The organism is uncultured Piscinibacter sp., assembly GCF_937952055.1.
Classification (GTDB): domain Bacteria; phylum Pseudomonadota; class Gammaproteobacteria; order Burkholderiales; family Burkholderiaceae_C; genus Piscinibacter.
The window spans coordinates 850,131-869,263 of record NZ_CALFYO010000021.1 but is presented as its reverse complement, the minus strand read 5'-3'; the positions used below and the strand labels follow the sequence as shown (position 1 = coordinate 869,263).

The window sequence follows — 19,133 nt, the reverse complement described above, 5'->3', positions numbered from 1 at the left end:
TCCGGCTCAGCCTTGCGGGATCTTGCGGGGCTGGCCCTGCATGTCGATCGCCACGTAGGTCAGGTTCGCCTCCGTCACCTTGACCACCTGCAGGTTGGCCGGGTTGCGCTCGGCGTAGACCTCCACGTGCACCGTGATCGACGTGTTGCCGATGCGCTCCACCTTGGCGTAGAAGCTCAGCAGGTCGCCCACCGAGACGGGCTGCTTGAAGACGAACTGGTTCACCGCCACGGTGGCGATGCGTCCCTTGGCGATGCGCGCCGGCAGCACCGCGCCGGCCAGGTCCACCTGGGCCATGATCCAGCCGCCGAAGATGTCGCCGTTGCCGTTGGCATCGGCCGGCATCGGCATCACGCGCAGCACGAGCTGCCGGTCGCCGGGCAGCTGCACCGGGGAAAGGTGATGGGCGTCGGCGTGCGGGGTGGGGCTTGAAGTCTCGGGCATGATCCTGCACCTGCGGTGGTTGCTGCCGCATTCTTCCACGCCCTTTCGTCATGCGCCGTCTCAGCCTGCCCGCCGCGCCTGCCCAGGCCGATGGCGCCATCGCGCCGCGCTCGGACTGGCGCACGCTGAGAAAGCTCGCCCCCTATGTCTGGCAGTGGCGCTGGCGCGTGCTCACCGCGCTGGGCTTCCTGGTGGCGGCCAAGGTGTCCAACGTCGGCGTGCCGCTGGTGCTCAAGCAGCTCGTCGATGCGCTCGACCTCAAGCCCGGTGACCCGCGCACGGCGCTGGTCGTGCCGGTGGCCTTGCTGCTCGCCTACGGCGCGCTGCGCGTGTCGGTGACGCTGTTCACCGAACTGCGCGAGTTCCTCTTCTACCCGGTGGCGGCGCGCATCGCGCGGCGTGTCTCGCTGGAGACCTTCGATCACCTGCTCTCGCTGAGCCTGCGCTTCCACCTCGAACGGCAGACCGGGGGCGTGTCGCGCGACATCGAACGCGGCTCGCGCGCCATCCACGCGCTGCTCAACTACACCATCTACAACATCCTGCCGACGCTGGTGGAGATGGTGCTGGTGATCTCGCTGCTGTCGGCCAAGTTCGATGCTTGGTTCGCCGCCATCACGCTCACGGCGCTGGTCTGCTACGTGACCTTCACCGTCACGGTGACCGAGTGGCGCACGCATTTCCGCCGCGCCATGAACGAGCAGGACAGCAAGGCCAACACCAAGGCGGTCGACGCGCTGATCAACTACGAGACAGTCAAGTACTTCAGCAACGAGAGCTTCGAGCAGGCTCGCTACGACGAGAACCTGCGGCGCCTGGAGCAGGCCTCGGTGAAGTCGCAGACCTCGCTCTCGCTGCTCAACCTCGGCCAGAGCCTGATCATCTCGGCGACGGTGGTGCTGCTGGTGTGGCGCGCCACGGTCGGCGTGGTCGAGGGCACGATGACGCTGGGCGACCTGGTGCTCGTCAACGCGCTGATGATCCAGCTCTACATCCCGCTGAACTTCCTCGGCGTGATCTACCGCGAGATCAAGCAGTCGACCATCGACATGGAGAAGATGTTCTCGCTGCTCGGCCAGCACCGCGAGGTGGCCGACGCGCCGGGCGCGCCGCCGCTGCAGCACCATGGCGGCACGGTGCGCTTCGAGAATGTGCGCTTCGGCTACGACCGCGACCGCGAGATCCTGCACGGCGTGAGCTTCGAGATCCCGGCGGGCAGGACGGTCGCGGTGGTCGGCCCGTCGGGCTCGGGCAAGAGCACGCTGGCACGGCTGATGTTCCGCTTCTACGACGTCGGCGAGGGCCGCATCCTGATCGACGGCCAGGACATCCGCTCGGTGACGCAGAAGAGTCTGCGTCAGGCCATCGGCATCGTGCCGCAGGACACCGTGCTGTTCAACGACACGGTGGAATACAACATCGCCTACGGCCGCCCTGGCGCCAGCCGCGCCGAGGTGGAGGAGGCCGCGAAGGCGGCGCACATCCACGCCTTCATCGCCTCCACGCCCAGGGGCTACGACACCATGGTCGGCGAGCGCGGCCTCAAGCTGTCCGGCGGCGAGAAGCAGCGCGTGGCGATCGCGCGCACGCTGCTGAAGAACCCGCCGGTGCTGATCTTCGACGAGGCCACCTCGGCGCTGGACTCGGCCAACGAGCGGGCCATCCAGGAGGAACTGAAGAGCGCGGCGCGCAACAAGACGGCGCTGGTCATCGCGCACCGCCTGTCCACCGTGGCCGACGCGCACCAGATCCTGGTGATGGAGCAGGGCCGCATCGTCGAGCGCGGCACGCATGCCGAACTGCTGGCGCTGGACGGCCGCTACGCCGAGATGTGGCAGTTGCAGCAGGCGGGCGAGGAAGAGGAAGCCTGATCAGCCGCGCAGCAGCCGCGCGATGCGCGCGGCCAGCACGAGGCCGATGAACGAGGCGGTGCCGGTGGCCCAGCCCGTCCAGTGCCAGCCGCCGGCACGGCCGGCCAGCCAGGCGACGATGGGCGGGCCGGCGAACTGGCCGAGCGCGGACCATTGCTGCATCCAGCCGACGGTGGTCGAGACCGTGCGCTCGCCCGGCGCCACGCGCATCGCCAGCGCCGCCGTGGAAGGCGGCCGCGGCGGCGAGCGCCATCACGGCGAAGCCGCTGCCGAGCAGGCGGGGCGGCGGCACCTGCCGCTGCAGCAGGCGGCCGGCGCCGAGGTTGCCGAGCATGTTGACCGCCGCCGCCAGCGCGGTCAGCGCGCCGGTGGCGCCGGCGCCCAGGCCGGCGGCGGTGGTGATCACCGGCAGGAAGCCGATCACCGCCAGCCACTGGCTCGAGTAGAGCGCGAAGCTGACCGCCACCAGCCAGGGTCCCGCGGCGCCCAGGGTGGCCCGCAGCCGCGCCCGCACGCCCTCGGCCTGCGCGGGAGCCGCCGATGCCGGCGGGTCGTCCACGCCGCGCCACAGCAGCAGCGCCATCGCCGCGGTCAGCGCGCCGAGCGCGGCCCACCAGGAACGCCAGCCCCACGCCACGATCCACGCCGGTCCGGCGAGCAGGCCGAGCGCCGCGCCCAGCGGCATGTAGGTGCCCCACACGCCGAGCATCACGTTCAGCCGCCCGGGCGCGACCAGCCGCCGGATCAGTCCCGGCGCCGGCAGCACCACCATCAGGAAGCCGAAGCCCTCGACGGCGCGCAGCGCGAGCAGCAGCGGCACGCCCGAGGCGACCGCGCCCAGCGCACTCGCGCCGGCGAGCAGCGCCAGGCCGGCGAGCATGCTGCGGCGCAGGCCCATTGCGTCGGCCAGCACGCCGAAGGCGATGCCGGCGGCCATGCCGGCGGCCTGCACCAGCGAGAGCAGGAAGCCGGCCTGCAGCAGCGTCATGCCCAGCGCCTGCTGCAGCGCGGCGATCGCCGGCGGCAGCTTGCCCACGTGCAGCGCCGCGCAGACGCCGGCGGCGAAGACGATCCAGGCGGCGGACCTGGGGGTGGACGGCGGCGGCAGGGTCATCGGGCCCGCAGTGTGCCTGCAGTCCCGGCACGGCCCGTGCCGCCGCCCGGTGACTCAGGGCTTCTTGGCCGGTGGCGTCGCCCAGCGCAGCGTCTGGCCATCGCTGCGGTCGAGCACGAAGACCAGCGAGGCGATCTTGCCGTTGCGGAACTCGAGATTGTCGTTGCCGACCACGCGCGTGTAGCCGGCCTTGCGCAGCGGGTCGGTGGCGATCTCGACGCGGGTGCGCAGGTGGGTGCCGTCGAACTGGATCTCGCGGATGCGCACGGCGATGTTGACCGCCGTGAAGCGGGCCAGCAGGCCTTCGCGGATCGCCGCCTTGCCGATGCACGGCGCCTCGGCGGTGCAGGCGGGGCCGGCGATGACCAGGGCGTCGTCGGTGAACTGCTCGAGCGCGGTGTCGATCTGGCCGCGGTTGAAGGCGTCCTCGTAGCGCACGTAGCTCAGTACCGGCGAGGCGTCGTCGGGCGCGGCCATCGCGGGCAGAGGTGGCAGCAGCACGGCTGCGGCCGCCAGGAGGGTCGAGAGGCGCGGATGGTCTTGGCACATGTTCGTCTCCTTCGGTAGGTTCGCGACCCCGCAGGCAGCGAGGTGCCGGCGAGCTTGCGTGCCAACGCCGCGGAAGTCCCGATCCCTGTCCGATAAACCCCGATCGGCGACGAAATCGGCGCAGAATTCGAGTCGTCCGCGGCTCGTCGGAGCCTCCCGCCGATGAACGACGCCAACCGTTCACTGAATGCTGCCGGGACGAAGTTCCCGCTGGCCGGGCATGTGCTGGACCTCGGCAGCGACGAACTGCGCGGCCCCGACGGGGCACCGGTAGAACTGCGGCCGCAGGCCTTCCAGGTGCTGCGCTTCCTGGCCCTGAACGCCGGCCGGGTGGTCGGCAAGGACGAACTGCACGCCGCGGTCTGGCCTGGCCTGGTGGTCACCGACGACTCGCTGGTGCAGGCGGTCAGCGACCTGCGCCGCGCGCTCGGCGATGCGCAGCACCGGCTGATCAAGACCGTGCCGCGGCGCGGCTACACGCTGGTGGCCGACGCGGTGGCGGCGCCTGCCGTGCTGCTGCCCCTGGAGGAGAGACGCGGCGCGACGGCCGCGCCGCCGCGCCGCGGTCGCCCGGCGCTGCTGCCCGCGTTGCTGACCGGCGCGCTGCTGTCGTTCGCGGCCTGGGTCTGGTACGGCACGGTGAGCGGCGAGTCCCCTCCGTCCGCCGGCACCGCCCAGGCCATGCCCGACCGGCCATCGATCGCGGTGGTGGCCTTCCATGATCCCGGTGGCGACGCCGCCGCACAGCAGCTGGCGCGCGGCGTCGCCACCGACGTGGTCGCGCAGCTCGCGCGCAACGTCGACCTGCGTGTCGTCTCGACCGCCTCCAGCTTTGCCTTGGCCGACCGCGGCCTGTCGTCCGCTGAGATCGGCCGGCAGCTGCGCAGCCGCTACCTCGTCGACGGCACCGTGCGGCGCGACGGCGAGTTGCTGCGCGTCGACGTGAACCTGATCGACAGCGAGGACGGCCATGTCGTCTGGTCGGCGCAGCATGCGGCCGACAACCTGAACGTGCTGGCCACCCGCGACGCGCTGGCGCAGCGCGTGGCCGGCACGCTGCACTCGCGCCTGCGCCAGTCCGAGGAGCGGCGCGTGCTGGCACGGCCGCCGAAGACGCTCGACGTCTACACGATGACCCTGCGCGCGCTGGCGCTGAAACACCAGTTCCGCCCCGACGCCACGCGCGAAGCGCGGCAACTGCTGGAGCGCGCGATCGAGATCGACCCCGACTACGCGCCGGCCTGGCTCTACCTGGGCATGCTCAACGGCCTCGATTCGCTGCTGCGCCTCACCGGCGAATGGCACCCTGGCCGCTACGACGAGATGCTGGCGCAGTCACGCCGCGCCGTCGAGCTCGATCCGCAGCTGCCGGCGGCCTGGTTCAGCCTGGCGCTGGTGCACGTCGAAGGCGGCCGGTTGCAGGAGGCGCTGGCGGCCATGCGGCGTTGCGTCGCGCTGGGGCCGGGCGATGCGGACTGCCACATGTACCTGGCCGTGGTCCAGTCGCGGCTGGGGCAGGGATCCGACGCCCTGGCCAGCATCGAGCGGGCGCTCGAGCTGAGTCCGATCGTCCCAGCCTACATGAATGCCGCGCATGCGCGGGTGCTCTGGGTGAATCGCCGGCTCGAGGACGCGCTGCGTCCCGCCGAGACCTGCCTGGACCAGGCGCCACGCTATGTCGTGTGCCGCATGTACCGCCTGCTGGCGCTTTCCGAACTGGGGCGCGCCGCGGACGCCGCCGAAGAAGCGCGCAGACTCGGTGGCATGCTTCCCGGCATCACCACCGCCAACTTCGCCGAGAAGAACCTCGAGGTCGAGTCGCTGCGCTCGCGTGCCGTCGCTGCCGCCCGCGCCGCCGGCATCCCTCCCGCGCCCTGAGGCCGGGCAGGGCCGGCACGGGTGCTGCCCTGGCTACACTCCCCGCCCGTGGACACCAAGTGGCTCGAGGACTTCGTCAGCCTCGCCGAGACGCGCAGCTTCTCGCGCTCGGCGCAATTGCGCCACGTCACCCAGCCGGCGTTCTCGCGGCGCATCCAGGCGCTCGAGGCCTGGGCCGGCATCGCCCTGGTCGACCGCTCGTCGTACCCGACGCGTCTGACGCCGGCCGGCGAGACCTTCCACGGCCAGGCGCTGGAGATCCTCGGCGCGCTGCAGGCCACGCGCAACATGATGCGCGGGCACCAGAGCGGCGCGCAGGACATGATCGACTTCGCCGTGCCCCACTCGCTGGCCTTCACCTTCTTCCCGCACTGGGTGATGGACCTGCGCAGCCGCTTCGGCGCGCTGAAGAGCCGGCTGATCACGTTGAACGTGCACGACGCCGTGATGCAGCTCACCGAAGGCAGCTGCGACCTGCTGATCGCCTACCACCACTCCAGCCAACCGCTGCAGCTCAACCCCGATCGCTACGAGATGCTCAGCCTCGGCCGGGAGACGCTGGCGCCCTACGCGCGCAGCGACGAGGCCGGCGCGCCGCTGTTCCGCCTGCCCGGCTCGCCGGCACGCAAGGTGCCCTACCTCGGCTACGGCGAGGGGGCCTACCTCGGCCGGCTGGTCGAGGTGATCGTCAAGCAGGCCGCGGTGCCGCCACAGCTCGAGCCCATCTACGAGACCGACATGGCCGAGGGCCTGAAAGCCATGGCGCTGGAAGGCCATGGCCTGGCCTTCCTGCCGGCCAGCTCGGTGCGCAAGGAGCTGAAGAGCCGCCGCCTGGTGCGCGCCGCCGAGCCCGGCCAGTACGAGATCGCGATGGAAGTGCGCATCTACCGCGAACGCCCCGAACTGGCGCGCCACAACAAAGCCGGCGCCTTGGCGCTGTGGGAGTTTCTGCGCGGCGATATCAGGCCATCGCCTACGGGTTGACCCTGATCGATCATGCGCGGTGCGCATGACCCCGCCCTGAAACGGCATTGGCCCTCCAGAGGCCTGCGGACCTACAGTCCGCCCCCATGTCGAAACCCACATCCCAGGCGCACGCCGCCACCCGTACCGAGCAGGACTTTCTCGGCACCCAGCAGATTCCCACCGAAGCCTACTGGGGCGTGCACAGCGCCCGGGCGGTGGAGAACTTCCCGATCTCGGGCGAGACCGTCGCGCACTGGCCGGAGCTGGTCCGCGCGCTGGCCTACGTGAAGAAGGCGGCCGCGCAGGCCAACGCCAGGCTCGGCGTGCTCGACGCACGGCGAGCCGAGGCCATCGAGCGTGCCTGCGACGACCTGATCACCGGTGAGCTGCACGACCAGTTCGTCGTCGACGTGATCCAGGGTGGTGCCGGCACCTCGACCAACATGAACGCCAACGAGGTGATCGCCAACCGCGCGCTCGAGCACCTCGGCCATGCCCGTGGCGAGTACCAGCACCTGCATCCGAACGACCACGTCAACGCCTCGCAGAGCACCAACGACGTCTACCCGACCGCGCTGCGACTGGCGGCGTGGGCCGGCATCGACCAGCTGATCGCCGCGATGGCCGACCTGCGCGGCGCCTTCGAGGCCAAGGCCGCCGAGTTCCGCAGCGTCCTGAAGATCGGCCGCACCCAGTTGCAGGACGCTGTGCCGATGACGCTGGGGCAGGAGTTCCTCGCCTTCGCGGTCATGATCCGTGAGGACGAGCAACGGCTGCGCGAGGCACGTGCGCTGATCGGCGAGGTCAACCTCGGCGCCACGGCGATCGGCACCGGCATCAATGCCCCGGCCGGCTACACCGAGGCGGTGGTGCCGCTGCTCGCGCAGGTCAGCGGCGTGCCGGTGGTGATGGCGGAGAACCTGGTGGAGGCCACGCAGGACACCGGCGCCTTCGTGCAACTGTCCGGCGTGCTCAAGCGGGTGGCCTGCAAGCTGAGCAAGACCTGCAACGACCTGCGGCTGCTGTCCAGCGGCCCGCAGGCCGGCTTCGGAGACATCCATCTGCCCGCGCGACAGGCCGGCTCGTCGATCATGCCGGGCAAGGTCAATCCGGTGATTCCGGAAGTGATGAACCAGGTCGCCTTCGAGGTGATTGGCAACGACGTCACCATCACGATGGCTTCCGAGGCCGGCCAGCTGCAGCTCAACGCCTTCGAGCCGATCATGGGCTGGTCGCTGCACAAGAGCATCTCGCACCTGACCCGCGCCTGCCGCACGCTGCAGCTCAACTGCGTGCAGGGCATCACCCCCAACCATGAACTGCTGCGCCGGCGCGTGGCCGAGTCGGTGACCCTGGTCACGGCGTTGAACCCGATCATCGGCTACGAGAAGGCGGCGCGGATCGCGAAGACGGCGCTGGCCGAGGGCGGCACCATCGCGGAGACCGCAGAGCGTCTGGGCATCATGGGCCGTGCCGAGATGGAGGCGCTGCTGGTGCCGGAACGACTGACCCAGCCGGTGCGGCTGGTAGCCTGAATCCCGGTGGCACGAAGGTTGCGCCTGCCCTCTGCTTTCGAGGGCAAGCACGGGCAAACCCGCGTGTCCCCTCTCCCTAGAATTCCGTTTCTCTCTCACTCTCAACCCTCACTTGCAGGAGTCAGCATGAAGAAGACGTTGCTCATCACGGCGATCGCACTGGCCGCAACTCTGGCTTCGGCCGGTGCCCAGGCCGACACGCTGAAGAAGATCAAGGAAAGCGGCAGCGTCACGATGGGCGTACGCGAGTCCTCGGGTGCGCTCAGCTACACGCTGGGCGACGGCAAGTACGCCGGCTTCCACTACGAGGTGTGCAGCCGCGTGCTGGGCGACATCCAGAAGTCTGTGGGCCTGGCCAAGCTCGACGTGAAGTTCCAGCCGGTCACCTCGCAGAACCGCATTCCGCTGGTGCAGAACGGCACGGTCGACATCGAGTGCGGTTCGACCACCAACAACGCTACGCGCCAGAAGGACGTCTCCTTCGCCGTCACCACCTACGTCGAGGAGGTGCGCATCGCGGTGAAGGCCAACTCGGGCATCACCTCGATCGCCCAGCTCAATGGCAAGAAGGTCGCCACCACCACCGGCACCACCAGCGTGCAGCTGCTGCGCAAGCACGAGCGCGCCAACGGCGTGAACTTCGAGGAGGTGTTCGGCAAGGACCACGCCGACAGCTTCCTGCTGCTCGAGTCCGGCCGCGCCGATGCCTTCGTGATGGACGGTCAGATCCTCGCGGGCAACATCGCCAAGTCGAAGAATCCGGGCGAGTTCAAGATCGTCGGCGAGGTGCTGTCGGTCGAGCCGATCGCGATCATGCTGCGCAAGGACGATCCGGCCTTCAAGAAGGCTGTGGACGACAGCATCATCGCGATGATGAAGTCCGGCGAGATGGCGAAGCTCTACGACAAGTGGTTCATGCAGCCGATCCCGCCGAGCAACACCAAGGTCGGCCTGCCGGCGAGCGAGGCCACGAAGGCGGCCTGGGCAAGCCCGAACGACAAGCCGGTCGAGGAGTACATGAAGAAGTGAGCCCCCTGGCAAGCCCTGAGACCGCGGGCGCGGGGCTTGCTTATGCTGGGGGAGCGCGGCGAGGGACCATCCGCGTCGCGCTTTTCTTTTGGCGGCCGGCCGGCACAGAACAACAGGAGGCGGCGCAATGAAGTGGGACTGGCAGGTGTTCCTGCAGGACACGGGGGGAGGGCAGACCTACCTTGACTGGATGCTCTCGGCCTGGGGCTGGACGCTTTCGGTGGCGTTGTGCTCGCTGGTCGTGGCGCTGGCGGTCGGGTCGATCATGGGCATCCTGCGCACCACGCCGAGCAGGGCGCTGGTGTTCATCGGCAATTCGTGGACCGAGCTGTTCCGCAACATTCCGCTGCTGGTGCAGATCTTCCTCTGGTATCACGTGATCCCGTCGATCTTCCTGTCGCTGCGCGCCGTGCCGAGCTTCGTGCTCGTCGTGCTGGCGCTGGGCTTCTTCACCTCGGCGCGCATCGCCGAGCAGGTGAAGGCGGGCATCCAGACATTGCCCAAGGGCCAGCGCTACGCCGGCCTGGCGGTTGGCTTCACGTTGCCCCAGACCTACCGCTACGTGCTGCTGCCGATGGCCTTCCGCATCATCATCCCGCCACTGACCAGCGAGTCGATGAACATCATCAAGAACTCGTCGGTGGCTTTCGCGGTCAGCATCGCCGAGCTGACGATGTTCGCGATGCAGGCGCAGGAAGAGACCTCGCGCGGCATCGAGATCTACATCGCAGTCACGGCGCTGTACTTCGTTTCTGCCTTCGCGATCAACCGCATTGCGCTGTTCATCGAGCAGCGCGTGCAGGTCCCCGGCATGATCGGAGGCAGCAAATGACCTCCCTCGACTTCGGCTTCCTGAACTGGGACGTCATCTCCGGCTTCGTCCTCAAGGGCTTCTTCTTCTCGATCCAGCTGACGATCATCGCGATGCTGGGCGGCATCGCGCTGGGGACCATCCTCGCGCTGATGCGGCTGTCGGGCAAGAAGTGGCTGGTGCTGCCCGCGGCGGCCTACGTCAACACGCTGCGCTCCATCCCGCTGGTGATGGTGATCCTGTGGTTCTTCCTGCTGATCCCGCTGCTCATCGGCCGGCCGATGGGTGCCGAACTGTCGGCCATCGTCACCTTCACGGTGTTCGAGGCCGCCTACTACTCGGAGATCATGCGCGCCGGCATCCAGAGCGTGCCCAAGGGGCAGGTCTACGCCGGCTACGCGGTCGGCATGACCTATGGGCAGTGCATGAAGCTGGTGGTGCTGCCGCAGGCCTTCCGCAACATGCTGCCGGTGCTGCTGACGCAGACCATCATCCTGTTCCAGGACACCTCGCTGGTCTACGCGATCGGCGCCTACGACCTGCTCAAGGGCTTCGAGGTGGCCGGCAAGAACTTCAACCGCCCGGTCGAGACCTACCTCGTCGCCGCGGTCGTCTATTTCATCATCTGCTTCTCGCTGTCGATGCTGGTGCGCCGGCTGCAGCAGAAGATCCAGATCATCCGCTAGGAGGCACGAGCCGTGATCGACATCAAGAACGTGAGCAAGTGGTACGGCAGCTTCCAGGTGCTGACCGACTGCACCACCAGCATCCAGAAGGGTGAGGTCGTGGTGGTCTGTGGCCCCTCGGGCTCGGGCAAGAGCACGCTGATCAAGACGGTCAACGCGTTGGAGCCGTTCCAGAAGGGCGACATCGTCGTCGACGGCGTCAGCATCAGCGACCCGAAGACCAACCTGCCCAAGCTGCGCAGCCGCGTCGGCATGGTGTTCCAGCACTTCGAGTTGTTCCCGCACCTGTCGGTGACCGAGAACCTGACGATCGCGCAGATCAAGGTTCTGGGCCGCTCGCCCGACGAGGCGAAGGCGCGCGGCCTGAAGATGCTCGACCGTGTCGGACTGATGGTGCACAAGGACAAGTTCCCCGGCCAGCTCTCCGGCGGCCAGCAGCAGCGCGTGGCGATCGCGCGGGCGCTGTCGATGGACCCGATCGTGATGCTGTTCGACGAGCCGACCTCGGCCCTCGACCCGGAAATGGTCGGCGAGGTGCTCGACGTGATGGTCCAGCTGGCCAATGAAGGCATGACGATGATGTGCGTCACCCACGAAATGGGCTTTGCGCGCAAGGTCAGCCACCGCGTCATCTTCATGGACGCCGGCAAGATCGTCGAGGACTGCAAGAAGGAAGACTTCTTCGGCAACCCCGACGCACGCTCGCCGCGGGCCAAGGACTTCCTCTCGAAGATCCTGCAGCACTGAGGCGGTTCCCGGCCGGCCGCGCGGTGGCGGGCGGCTCCCGATGCGCGCGTTCGCGAACGGTGCTTGAATGCGGACTGCAACCCCGGAGCCCGCCCTGGACCCTCGCATGCACGCCGCCAGCCCGCTGTACCTGCTCGAACGTTCGGACGTCGGCGTGGTGCAGCTCGACCGCAACCTGACGGTGATGGCGATGAACAGCTTCGCCCGCCGCGCGCTTCCGGTGGAGGACAAGCAGCCCTTCGAGAAGATGGTGCTGTCCTTCCACCCCGAGCGCTCGGTGGCGAAGGTCAAGTTCCTGCTCGACCAGGCCGAGTGCCCGGTGAGCAATCCGCCGCCGATGACGATGATCATCAACATCCCCGAGCGGGTGCTGCTGATCAAGGTGACCAAGCTGGCCGACCTGCGTGGCGAGACCGCCGGCTACACGCTGATCTTCTACGACATCACCGACGTGGTCAGCCGCGAGGAGCCCGCCGCGGCCAAGCCGCAGGCCAAGCGCCAGCTGCAGAAGATTCCCACCGTGTCGCAGAACCGCATCGTGCTGGTCGACGCCGACGAGGTGACCTACATCCGCGCCGAGGGCCACTACACCTGGGTGAGCACGGCGCGCGGCTCGAGCTTCTGCAACCTCAACATCAGCGACCTCGCCGAACGGCTGGACGGCGCCGCCTTCCTGCGCATCCACCGCAGCTACATCGCCAACCTCGACTACGCCGAGCAGATCCTGCGCGACGACGGCCGCATCAGCCTGCAGCTCAAGGGCGACAGCACCGCGCTGCCGGTGGCACGCACCAGCGTGCCGCGGCTGCTCGAGCGCCTGGGCATCGCCGATTCCGACGGGCCGCGCTGAGCCCGATCCCTCCCCGGTGGAAGCCCTCTCAGGGGCAACCCTGATGACGCCGTCATGTGCCACGGCTCGTGCACGCTGACGTGCATTTCGTGCATGCGATCGGCCCGTTCGTGAACGACCCGGTCGCTGCTTCCCGTGGGCCGCTTAACTTCGCCTTCGCCCACCCGGCGCATCGACCGGCACGGCGACCCTGCCTCCAGGAGACATGACCATGATCCCACCCGGATTCGACTACCACGCGCCGCGCACGGTCGCCGAGGCGATCTCGCTGCTCGGCAGCCTCGGCGACGCGAAGCTGCTTGCCGGCGGCCACAGCCTGCTGCCGATGATGAAGCTGCGCTTCGCCCAGCCGGCCCACCTGATCGACCTGAACCGCATCGAGGCGCTGCGCGGTATCCGCGAGGAGGGCGACCAGATCGTCATCGGCGCGATGACGGTCGAGAACGACCTGATCAGTTCGCCCCTGCTGCGGGCCAAGCTGCCGCTGCTGAGCGAGGCGGCAAAGCTGATCGCCGACCCCCAGGTGCGCAACCGCGGCACCATCGGCGGCGACATCGCCCATGGCGACCCGGGCAACGACCACCCGGCGATCGCCATCGTGCTGGAGGCCAGCTTCACGCTCGAGGGCGCCAAGGGCAAGCGCGAGGTGAAGGCGGAGAACTTCTTCCAGGGCACCTACATGACGGACATGGCGGAGGACGAGATCCTCACCGAGATCCGCGTCGCGCCGTTCGCCGCGAAGACCGGCTACGCCTACGAGAAGCTCAAGCGCAAGACCGGCGACTGGGCCACCGCCGCCGCGGCGGTGGTGCTGCGCCTGGACGGCGGCAAGGTCAGCCACGTGCGCATCGCGCTGACCAACGTGGCGCCGATGGCGCTGCGCGCCGCCGACGCCGAGACCGCGCTGCTGGGCCAACCGCTCACCGCGGCGGTGATCGACGACGCCTCCGCCAAGGCGATGGCGATCTGCGACCCCGCCGAGGACCTGCGCGGCGACCGCGACTACAAGACGGCGATGGCCGGACAGATGGTCAAGCGCGCGATCACCCGCGCCGCGGCCCGCTGCCTCTGAACACGAGACTGGAGACACGACCCATGGGCAAGAAACTCGTCACCGTGAAGGTGAACGGCAGGACGGTCGAGAAGGCCGTCGAACCGCGCCAGCTCCTCGTGCACTTCCTGCGCGAGGAATGCAACCTCACCGGCGCGCACATCGGCTGCGAGACCAGCCATTGCGGCGCCTGCACCGTCGACGTCGACGGCCGCTCGGTGAAGAGCTGCACGCACCTGGCGGTGCAGTGCGAGGGCTCGGAGGTGCTCACCGTCGAGGGCCTGGCGCAGGGTGGCGTGCTGCACGCCGTGCAGGAAGGCTTCTACAAGGAGCACGGCCTGCAGTGCGGCTTCTGCACGCCGGGCATGCTGATGCGCGCCTACCGCTTCCTGCAGGAGAACCCGAGCCCGACCGAGGAGGAGGTGCGCGCGGGCATGAGCGGCAACCTGTGCCGCTGCACCGGCTACCAGAACATCGTCAAGGCGGTGATGTACGCCGCCGCCAAGCTGCAGGCGACTGCGAAGGAGGCCGCATGAACGCCCCGGAACGCATCGCGGCCCTGCAGGGCCTGGGCGACAGCCGCCTGCGCAAGGAGGACGCCCGCTTCATCCAGGGCAAGGGCAACTACGTCGACGACATCAAGATGCCCGGCATGCTGCACATGGACATCGTGCGCAGCCCGCTCGCCCACGCGCGCATCAAGAAGATCGACAAGACCGAGGCGCTGAAGGTGCCCGGCGTGATCGCCGTGCTCACGGCCGAGGACCTGAAGCCGCTCAAGCTGCACTGGATGCCGACGCTGGCCGGCGACGTCGCCGCGGTGCTGGCCGACGGCAAGGTGCACTTCCAGATGCAGGAAGTGGCAGTGGTCATCGCCGAGGACCGCTATGCGGCGGCCGACGGCGTCGAGGCGGTGCAGGTGGAGTACGAGGAACTGCCGGTCGTCATCGATCCCTTCGCGGCGCTGCAACCTGACGCGCCGGTGCTGCGCGAGGACCTCGCCGGCAAGACCGAGGGCGCGCATGGCAAGCGCGAGCACCACAACCACATCTTCACCTGGGAGGCCGGTGACAAGGCGGCCGCCGACGCGGCCTTCGCGGCGGCGCCGGTGACGGTGAAGGAGCGCATCTTCTATCCGCGCGTGCACCCCTGCCCGCTGGAGACCTGCGGCTGCGTGGCCAGCTTCGACCCGGTGCGCGGCGAACTGACGACCTACATGACCTCGCAGGCGCCGCACGTGGTGCGCACGGTGGTGTCGCTGTTGTCGGGCATCCCGGAGTCCAAGGTGCGCATCGTCAGCCCCGACATCGGCGGCGGCTTCGGCAACAAGGTCGGCGTCTACCCGGGCTACGTGTGCGCGATCGTCGCCTCCATCGTGCTGGGCAAGCCGGTGAAGTGGGTGGAGGACCGCATCGAGAACATCTCGACCACCGCCTTCGCCCGCGACTACCACATGGACGGCGAGCTCGCCGCCACGCCGGACGGCAAGATCCTCGGCCTGCGCGTCGACGTGATTGCCGACCACGGCGCCTTCGACGCCTGCGCCGATCCGACCAAGTACCCGGCCGGGATGTTCCACATCTGCAGCGGCAGCTACGACATTCCCGCCGCCTGGTGCCGCGTCAAGGGCGTGTACACCAACAAGGCACCGGGCGGCGTGGCCTACCGCTGCTCGTTCCGCGTCACCGAGGCGGTCTACGTGATCGAGCGCATGGTCGACATCCTGGCGCAGAAGCTGGGCATGGACAAGGCCGAGATCCGCGCGAAGAACTTCATCCGCAAGGAGCAGTTCCCGTACACCAGCGCCTTCGGTTTCGAGTACGACTCGGGCGATTACCACACGGCGCTCGACAAGGTGCTGGCCGCGGTGGACTACAAGGCGCTGCGCGCCGAGCAGGCGGCCAAGCGGGCCGACCCCAACTCGCCGACGCTGATGGGCATCGGCCTGGTCACCTTCACCGAGGTCGTCGGCGCGGGACCGAGCAAGATGTGCGACATCCTCGGCGTCGGCATGTTCGACAGCTGCGAGATCCGCATCCACCCCACCGGCAGCGCGATCGCGCGCATGGGCACGATCACGCAGGGCCAGGGCCACCAGACCACCTACGCGCAGATCATCGCCACCGAGCTGGGCATTGCCAGCGAGGTGATCCAGGTGGAGGAGGGCGACACCTCGACCGCGCCCTACGGCCTGGGCACCTACGGGTCGCGCTCGACGCCGGTGGCCGGCGCGGCGATCGCGCTGGCCGCGCGCAAGATCCACGCGAAGGCGCGCAAGATCGCGGCGCACCTGCTCGAAGTCGGCGAGAACGACCTCGACTGGGAGATCGACCGCTTCAAGGTCAAGGGCGACGACGCGAAGTTCAAGTCGATGAAGGACATCGCCTGGGCCTCGTACAACAGCCCGCCGCCGGGTCTGGAGCCGGGGCTGGAGGCCGTGCACTACTACGACCCGCCGAACTTCACCTTCCCCTTCGGCATCTACCTGTGCGTGGTCGACATCGACCGGGGTACGGGCGAGACCAAGGTGCGGCGCTTCTACGCCCTCGACGACTGCGGCACGCGCATCAACCCGATGATCATCGAGGGCCAGATCCACGGCGGCCTGACCGAGGGCTTCGCGGTGGCGATGGGCCAGCAGATGCCGTTCGACGCGCAGGGCAACCTGCTCGGCAACACGCTGATGGACTACTTCCTGCCCACCGCCGTGGAGACGCCGAAGTGGGAGACCGACTTCACCGTCACGCCCAGCCCGCATCACCCGATCGGCGCCAAGGGCGTGGCGGAGTCGCCGCATGTCGGCTCGATCCCGACCTTCACCGCCGCAGTGGTCGATGCCTTCTCTCACCTCGGGGTCAAGCACATGACCATGCCGCACTCGGCGTATCGTGTCTGGCAGCAACTGAAAGCCAGTGGAGTCGCCCTGTAATGGAAGTCAAGCTGGAGAAGCGCTACCCGCTCGAGGTGGATGCCGCACGCGCGTGGCAGGTGCTGCGCGACGTGCGCACGACCGCCGGCTGCATGCCCGGCGCCGAGATCACCGAGCAACTCGACGACACGCACTACAAGGGCACGGTGAAGGTCAAGGTCGGCCCGGCCAACGCGGCCTTCGGCGGCGACATCGAGGTGAAGGCGCTGGACGAGGTGACGCGCACGCTGCAGCTGTTCGGCAAGGGCTCCGAACGCGGCGGCTCGACCGCGTCGATGGACCTGACGGCGAACGTCGAGGCGGGCGACACGCCGGCCACGTCGGTGCTGGTCGGCAACGCCGCGGTCATCGTCAACGGCAAGTTCGCGCAGTTCGGCGGCCGCATGATGGTGCAGGTGTCGGACATGCTGCTGGCGCAGTTCGCCGACAACTTCCGCGCTGCCGCGGCGGCGCTGCCGGCGCCCGAGGCTGCGGGTGCGGCCCCGGCCCAGCCCTCGCCGCCGCCCGTCAAGGAGATCAATGCCCTGGCCATCCTCTGGGGCCTGATCAAGGGCTGGCTGGCGGGACTGTTCGGCAGGCGGTCGGCCTGAGCACGCCATGGACGAGCCCGCGCTGCGCGAGGCCCTGCACCGCGCCGGCTACATTGCCGACGACGCGCTGGCCACCACGCTGTGGCTGGCCGGCGAGCTGCAGCGGCCGCTGCTGATCGAAGGCGATGCCGGCGTCGGCAAGACGGCGCTGGCCAGCGCGCTGGCGAAGGCGCAGGGCCGTCGCCTGGTGCGCCTGCAATGCCACGAGGGGCTGGACCTGGCGCAGGCTGCCTACGAGTGGAACTACGGCCGCCAGCTGCTGGCCATCCGGTTGCACGAGACCGGCGCCGAGCGCATCGCCGAGGCGGACCTTTTCGCCCGCGAGTACCTGCTCGAACGCCCGCTGCTGCAGGCGATCGCCAGCCCCACGCGCTGCGTGCTGCTGATCGACGAGATCGACCGCGCCGACGAAGCCTTCGAGGCCTTCCTGCTCGAAGTGCTGGCCGAGGACCAGATCACCGTGCCCGAGCTCGGCACCATCCGCGCCACCCATGTACCGCAGGTGCTGCTGACGAGCAACGGCACGCGTGAGCTGTCCGACGCGCTGCGCCGGCGCTGCCTCTACCACTGGCTCGACTATCCGACGGCGGCGCGCGAGATCGCCATCGTGCGCGCCACGCTGCCGCAGGCGGAGTCGGCGCTGGTCGAGCAGGCGGTAGCGTTCGTGCAGCGGCTGCGCCGCGAGGATCTGGGCAAGACGCCGGGCATCGCCGAGACGCTGGACTGGGTGCGCGCGCTGCACCGCCTGGCTTTCAGGGCGCTGCCCGACGACGCGGAGGCGCTGGCCGGCACGCTGGCCTGCCTGTTGAAGACGCGCGAGGACCGCTTCCAGATCGCCGGCGAGCGCCTGCGCCAGCTGATCGAGGGGCGGCGCAGCGTGGGCGTGGCCGAGAAGGCGCCTCAGCCGACATGAACGAGAGCGAAGCCGCCGCCCGCCCGCTGGAGGCCATTGCCGGCTTCGCAGCGATGCTGCGCGAGCATGGCCTGACGGTGGGCATCGCGGAGCAGCAGGCGATGGTGCAGGCGGCGCTGCGCGTGCCGGTCGAGCGCTGCAGGCTGGTCGACCCGGCCTGGCGCGCGATCGCCTGCCACGACGTGCGCGACTGGCGGCGCTGGCCGGATCTGTTCGCGCGATACTGGCACCCGCAGCGCACCCGCGGCTCGACGCGTGTCTCCGGCCGGACGCGGCCCAGCCGCCACCTGCAGCAGATCGTGCAGAGCCTGCACGACAGCCTGGCCAGCAGTGCGCCGCCGCAGGGCCCGGCCGACACCGCCCTGCAGCCGGCCGCGGGCGTGGGCGAGGACGCCGGCGCGTCGCGGGCCCAGGGCGGCGCGAGCCGCACCGAGGCGCTGCACGACCGCGCGCTGTCGCAATGGCTGCCGCAGGACCTGGCGCTGCTCGAGCGGCTGGCCGAGCGCATCGCCCAACGCCTGCGCCGGCGCCTGACGCGGCGCTGGCACGAGGAGCCGCGCGGGCGGCGACTCGACCTGCGCCGCACGCTGCGCGCCAGCCTGCGCACCGGCGGGCTGCCGCTGCAGCCGGCCTGGCGCGCGCCGCGGCGCGAGCGGCCGCGCCTGTTCATGCTCGTCGACGTGAGCCGCTCGATGGAAACGCACGCGCAGCTGTTCCTGCGCATCGCACGCGCTTTCGTCACCGCGATGGGGGCCCGCGTATTCGTCTTCCATACCCGCCTGGCCGAGGTCACGCCGCTTCTGAAGAGCGACTCCGCGGCGGTGCAGGAGAAGGTCAATGCGGTGACCGCAGGCTTCGCTGGCGGTACGCGCATCGCCACCAGCGTGGCCGACTTCCACGCCGTGCACGCGCGGGCCCAGCTCACGCGCAGTGCGCGCGTGTGGATCCTCTCCGACGGCTTCGACGCCGATGCGCCCGACCGCCTGGCCGAAGAGCTGCGCCGCGTGCGCGGTCGCGGCGCGCGCATTGCCTGGTTCCAGCCGTCCGCGCGGCCGCCGGCCTCGCAGGCGATCGACGCGGTCAGGCAAGTGCCCGGCCTCGTCGAGGCCTTCCACCGTCTGAACAGCCTGAACGATCTCGCCGCGCTGGCCGACCGGCTGCGCTGAAAGG

The 19,133-nt window shown here is 69.4% G+C and carries 17 protein-coding genes and 1 pseudogene; 15 read left to right on the top strand and 3 right to left on the bottom strand.

Annotated features, from left to right (window positions below; all coding sequences use genetic code 11):
- Positions 1 to 6: 6 nt before the first annotated feature.
- Positions 7 to 351 carry an acyl-CoA thioesterase gene (locus Q0599_RS18350; RefSeq protein WP_298832783.1) on the bottom strand — a complete coding sequence of 115 codons (345 nt, stop codon included), beginning with the start codon at positions 349 to 351 and terminating at the stop codon, positions 7 to 9.
- Between the two features lie 143 nt (positions 352 to 494).
- Here Q0599_RS18350 and Q0599_RS18345 point away from each other — a divergent pair, with 143 nt between their 5' ends.
- Positions 495 to 2,315: an ABC transporter ATP-binding protein/permease gene (locus Q0599_RS18345; protein ID WP_298832444.1), complete on the top strand. Its 1,821-nt coding sequence runs from the start codon at positions 495 to 497 to the stop codon at positions 2,313 to 2,315.
- Between the two features lie 283 nt (positions 2,316 to 2,598).
- Here the strand turns inward: Q0599_RS18345 and Q0599_RS18340 are convergent.
- Together Q0599_RS18340 and Q0599_RS18335 are read right to left on the bottom strand one after the other, a co-directional pair.
- Positions 2,599 to 3,429: pseudogene (locus Q0599_RS18340) on the bottom strand (MFS transporter); the annotation flags it as partial.
- A 54-nt stretch (positions 3,430 to 3,483) separates the two neighbouring features.
- Positions 3,484 to 3,978 (bottom strand): nuclear transport factor 2 family protein, encoded by a 495-nt coding sequence (locus Q0599_RS18335; protein ID WP_298832441.1) that lies wholly within the window; start codon positions 3,976 to 3,978, stop codon positions 3,484 to 3,486.
- Between the two features lie 162 nt (positions 3,979 to 4,140).
- On the opposite strand from Q0599_RS18335, the gene Q0599_RS18330 reads away from it, so the two are divergent.
- The 14 genes from Q0599_RS18330 to Q0599_RS18265 all read left to right on the top strand — a co-directional run bounded on the left by Q0599_RS18330 (position 4,141) and on the right by Q0599_RS18265 (position 19,129).
- Complete coding sequence (locus Q0599_RS18330; protein ID WP_298832438.1) at positions 4,141 to 5,856, top strand: winged helix-turn-helix domain-containing protein; 1,716 nt, start codon at positions 4,141 to 4,143, stop codon at positions 5,854 to 5,856.
- Between the two features lie 48 nt (positions 5,857 to 5,904).
- The gene (locus Q0599_RS18325; protein WP_298832436.1) at positions 5,905 to 6,840 is read left to right on the top strand and encodes a LysR substrate-binding domain-containing protein; all 936 of its coding nucleotides are present in this window, start codon (positions 5,905 to 5,907) and stop codon (positions 6,838 to 6,840) included.
- 86 nt (positions 6,841 to 6,926) lie between these two features.
- Complete coding sequence (locus tag Q0599_RS18320) at positions 6,927 to 8,357, top strand: aspartate ammonia-lyase (protein WP_298832434.1); 1,431 nt, start codon at positions 6,927 to 6,929, stop codon at positions 8,355 to 8,357.
- Between the two features lie 126 nt (positions 8,358 to 8,483).
- Positions 8,484 to 9,386 (top strand): amino acid ABC transporter substrate-binding protein, encoded by a 903-nt coding sequence (locus Q0599_RS18315; protein WP_298832432.1) that lies wholly within the window; start codon positions 8,484 to 8,486, stop codon positions 9,384 to 9,386.
- Between the two features lie 127 nt (positions 9,387 to 9,513).
- Complete coding sequence (locus Q0599_RS18310) at positions 9,514 to 10,218, top strand: amino acid ABC transporter permease (protein WP_298832430.1); 705 nt, start codon at positions 9,514 to 9,516, stop codon at positions 10,216 to 10,218.
- Entirely contained in the window at positions 10,215 to 10,883 is a 669-nt protein-coding gene (locus Q0599_RS18305; RefSeq protein WP_298832428.1) for an amino acid ABC transporter permease, read from the top strand. The genes Q0599_RS18310 and Q0599_RS18305 overlap by 4 nt, the downstream gene beginning before the upstream one ends.
- A gap of 12 nt (positions 10,884 to 10,895) precedes the next feature.
- On the top strand, positions 10,896 to 11,630 hold the full coding sequence (locus Q0599_RS18300) for an amino acid ABC transporter ATP-binding protein (protein ID WP_298832426.1): 735 nt from the start codon (positions 10,896 to 10,898) through the stop codon (positions 11,628 to 11,630).
- 106 nt (positions 11,631 to 11,736) lie between these two features.
- Positions 11,737 to 12,480 (top strand): PAS domain-containing transcriptional regulator, encoded by a 744-nt coding sequence (locus tag Q0599_RS18295; protein WP_298832424.1) that lies wholly within the window; start codon positions 11,737 to 11,739, stop codon positions 12,478 to 12,480.
- 211 nt (positions 12,481 to 12,691) lie between these two features.
- A complete protein-coding gene (locus Q0599_RS18290; protein ID WP_298832422.1) occupies positions 12,692 to 13,552 on the top strand; it encodes a xanthine dehydrogenase family protein subunit M in 861 nt (286 codons plus the stop codon).
- Positions 13,553 to 13,575: 23 nt separating this feature from the next.
- Complete coding sequence (locus Q0599_RS18285) at positions 13,576 to 14,067, top strand: (2Fe-2S)-binding protein (protein ID WP_298832420.1); 492 nt, start codon at positions 13,576 to 13,578, stop codon at positions 14,065 to 14,067.
- On the top strand, positions 14,064 to 16,460 hold the full coding sequence (locus Q0599_RS18280) for an aerobic carbon-monoxide dehydrogenase large subunit (protein ID WP_298832417.1): 2,397 nt from the start codon (positions 14,064 to 14,066) through the stop codon (positions 16,458 to 16,460). The genes Q0599_RS18285 and Q0599_RS18280 overlap by 4 nt, the downstream gene beginning before the upstream one ends.
- Positions 16,460 to 17,050, top strand: coding sequence for a CoxG family protein (locus Q0599_RS18275; RefSeq protein ID WP_298832415.1), 591 nt, complete (start codon positions 16,460 to 16,462; stop codon positions 17,048 to 17,050). Before Q0599_RS18280 ends, Q0599_RS18275 begins: the two co-directional genes overlap by 1 nt.
- A gap of 7 nt (positions 17,051 to 17,057) precedes the next feature.
- Positions 17,058 to 17,963, top strand: a complete 906-nt coding sequence (locus Q0599_RS18270) for a MoxR family ATPase (protein ID WP_298832412.1) — start codon at positions 17,058 to 17,060, stop codon at positions 17,961 to 17,963.
- Positions 17,960 to 19,129 (top strand): VWA domain-containing protein, encoded by a 1,170-nt coding sequence (locus tag Q0599_RS18265; RefSeq protein WP_298832408.1) that lies wholly within the window; start codon positions 17,960 to 17,962, stop codon positions 19,127 to 19,129. The genes Q0599_RS18270 and Q0599_RS18265 overlap by 4 nt, the downstream gene beginning before the upstream one ends.
- Positions 19,130 to 19,133: the final 4 nt, after the last annotated feature.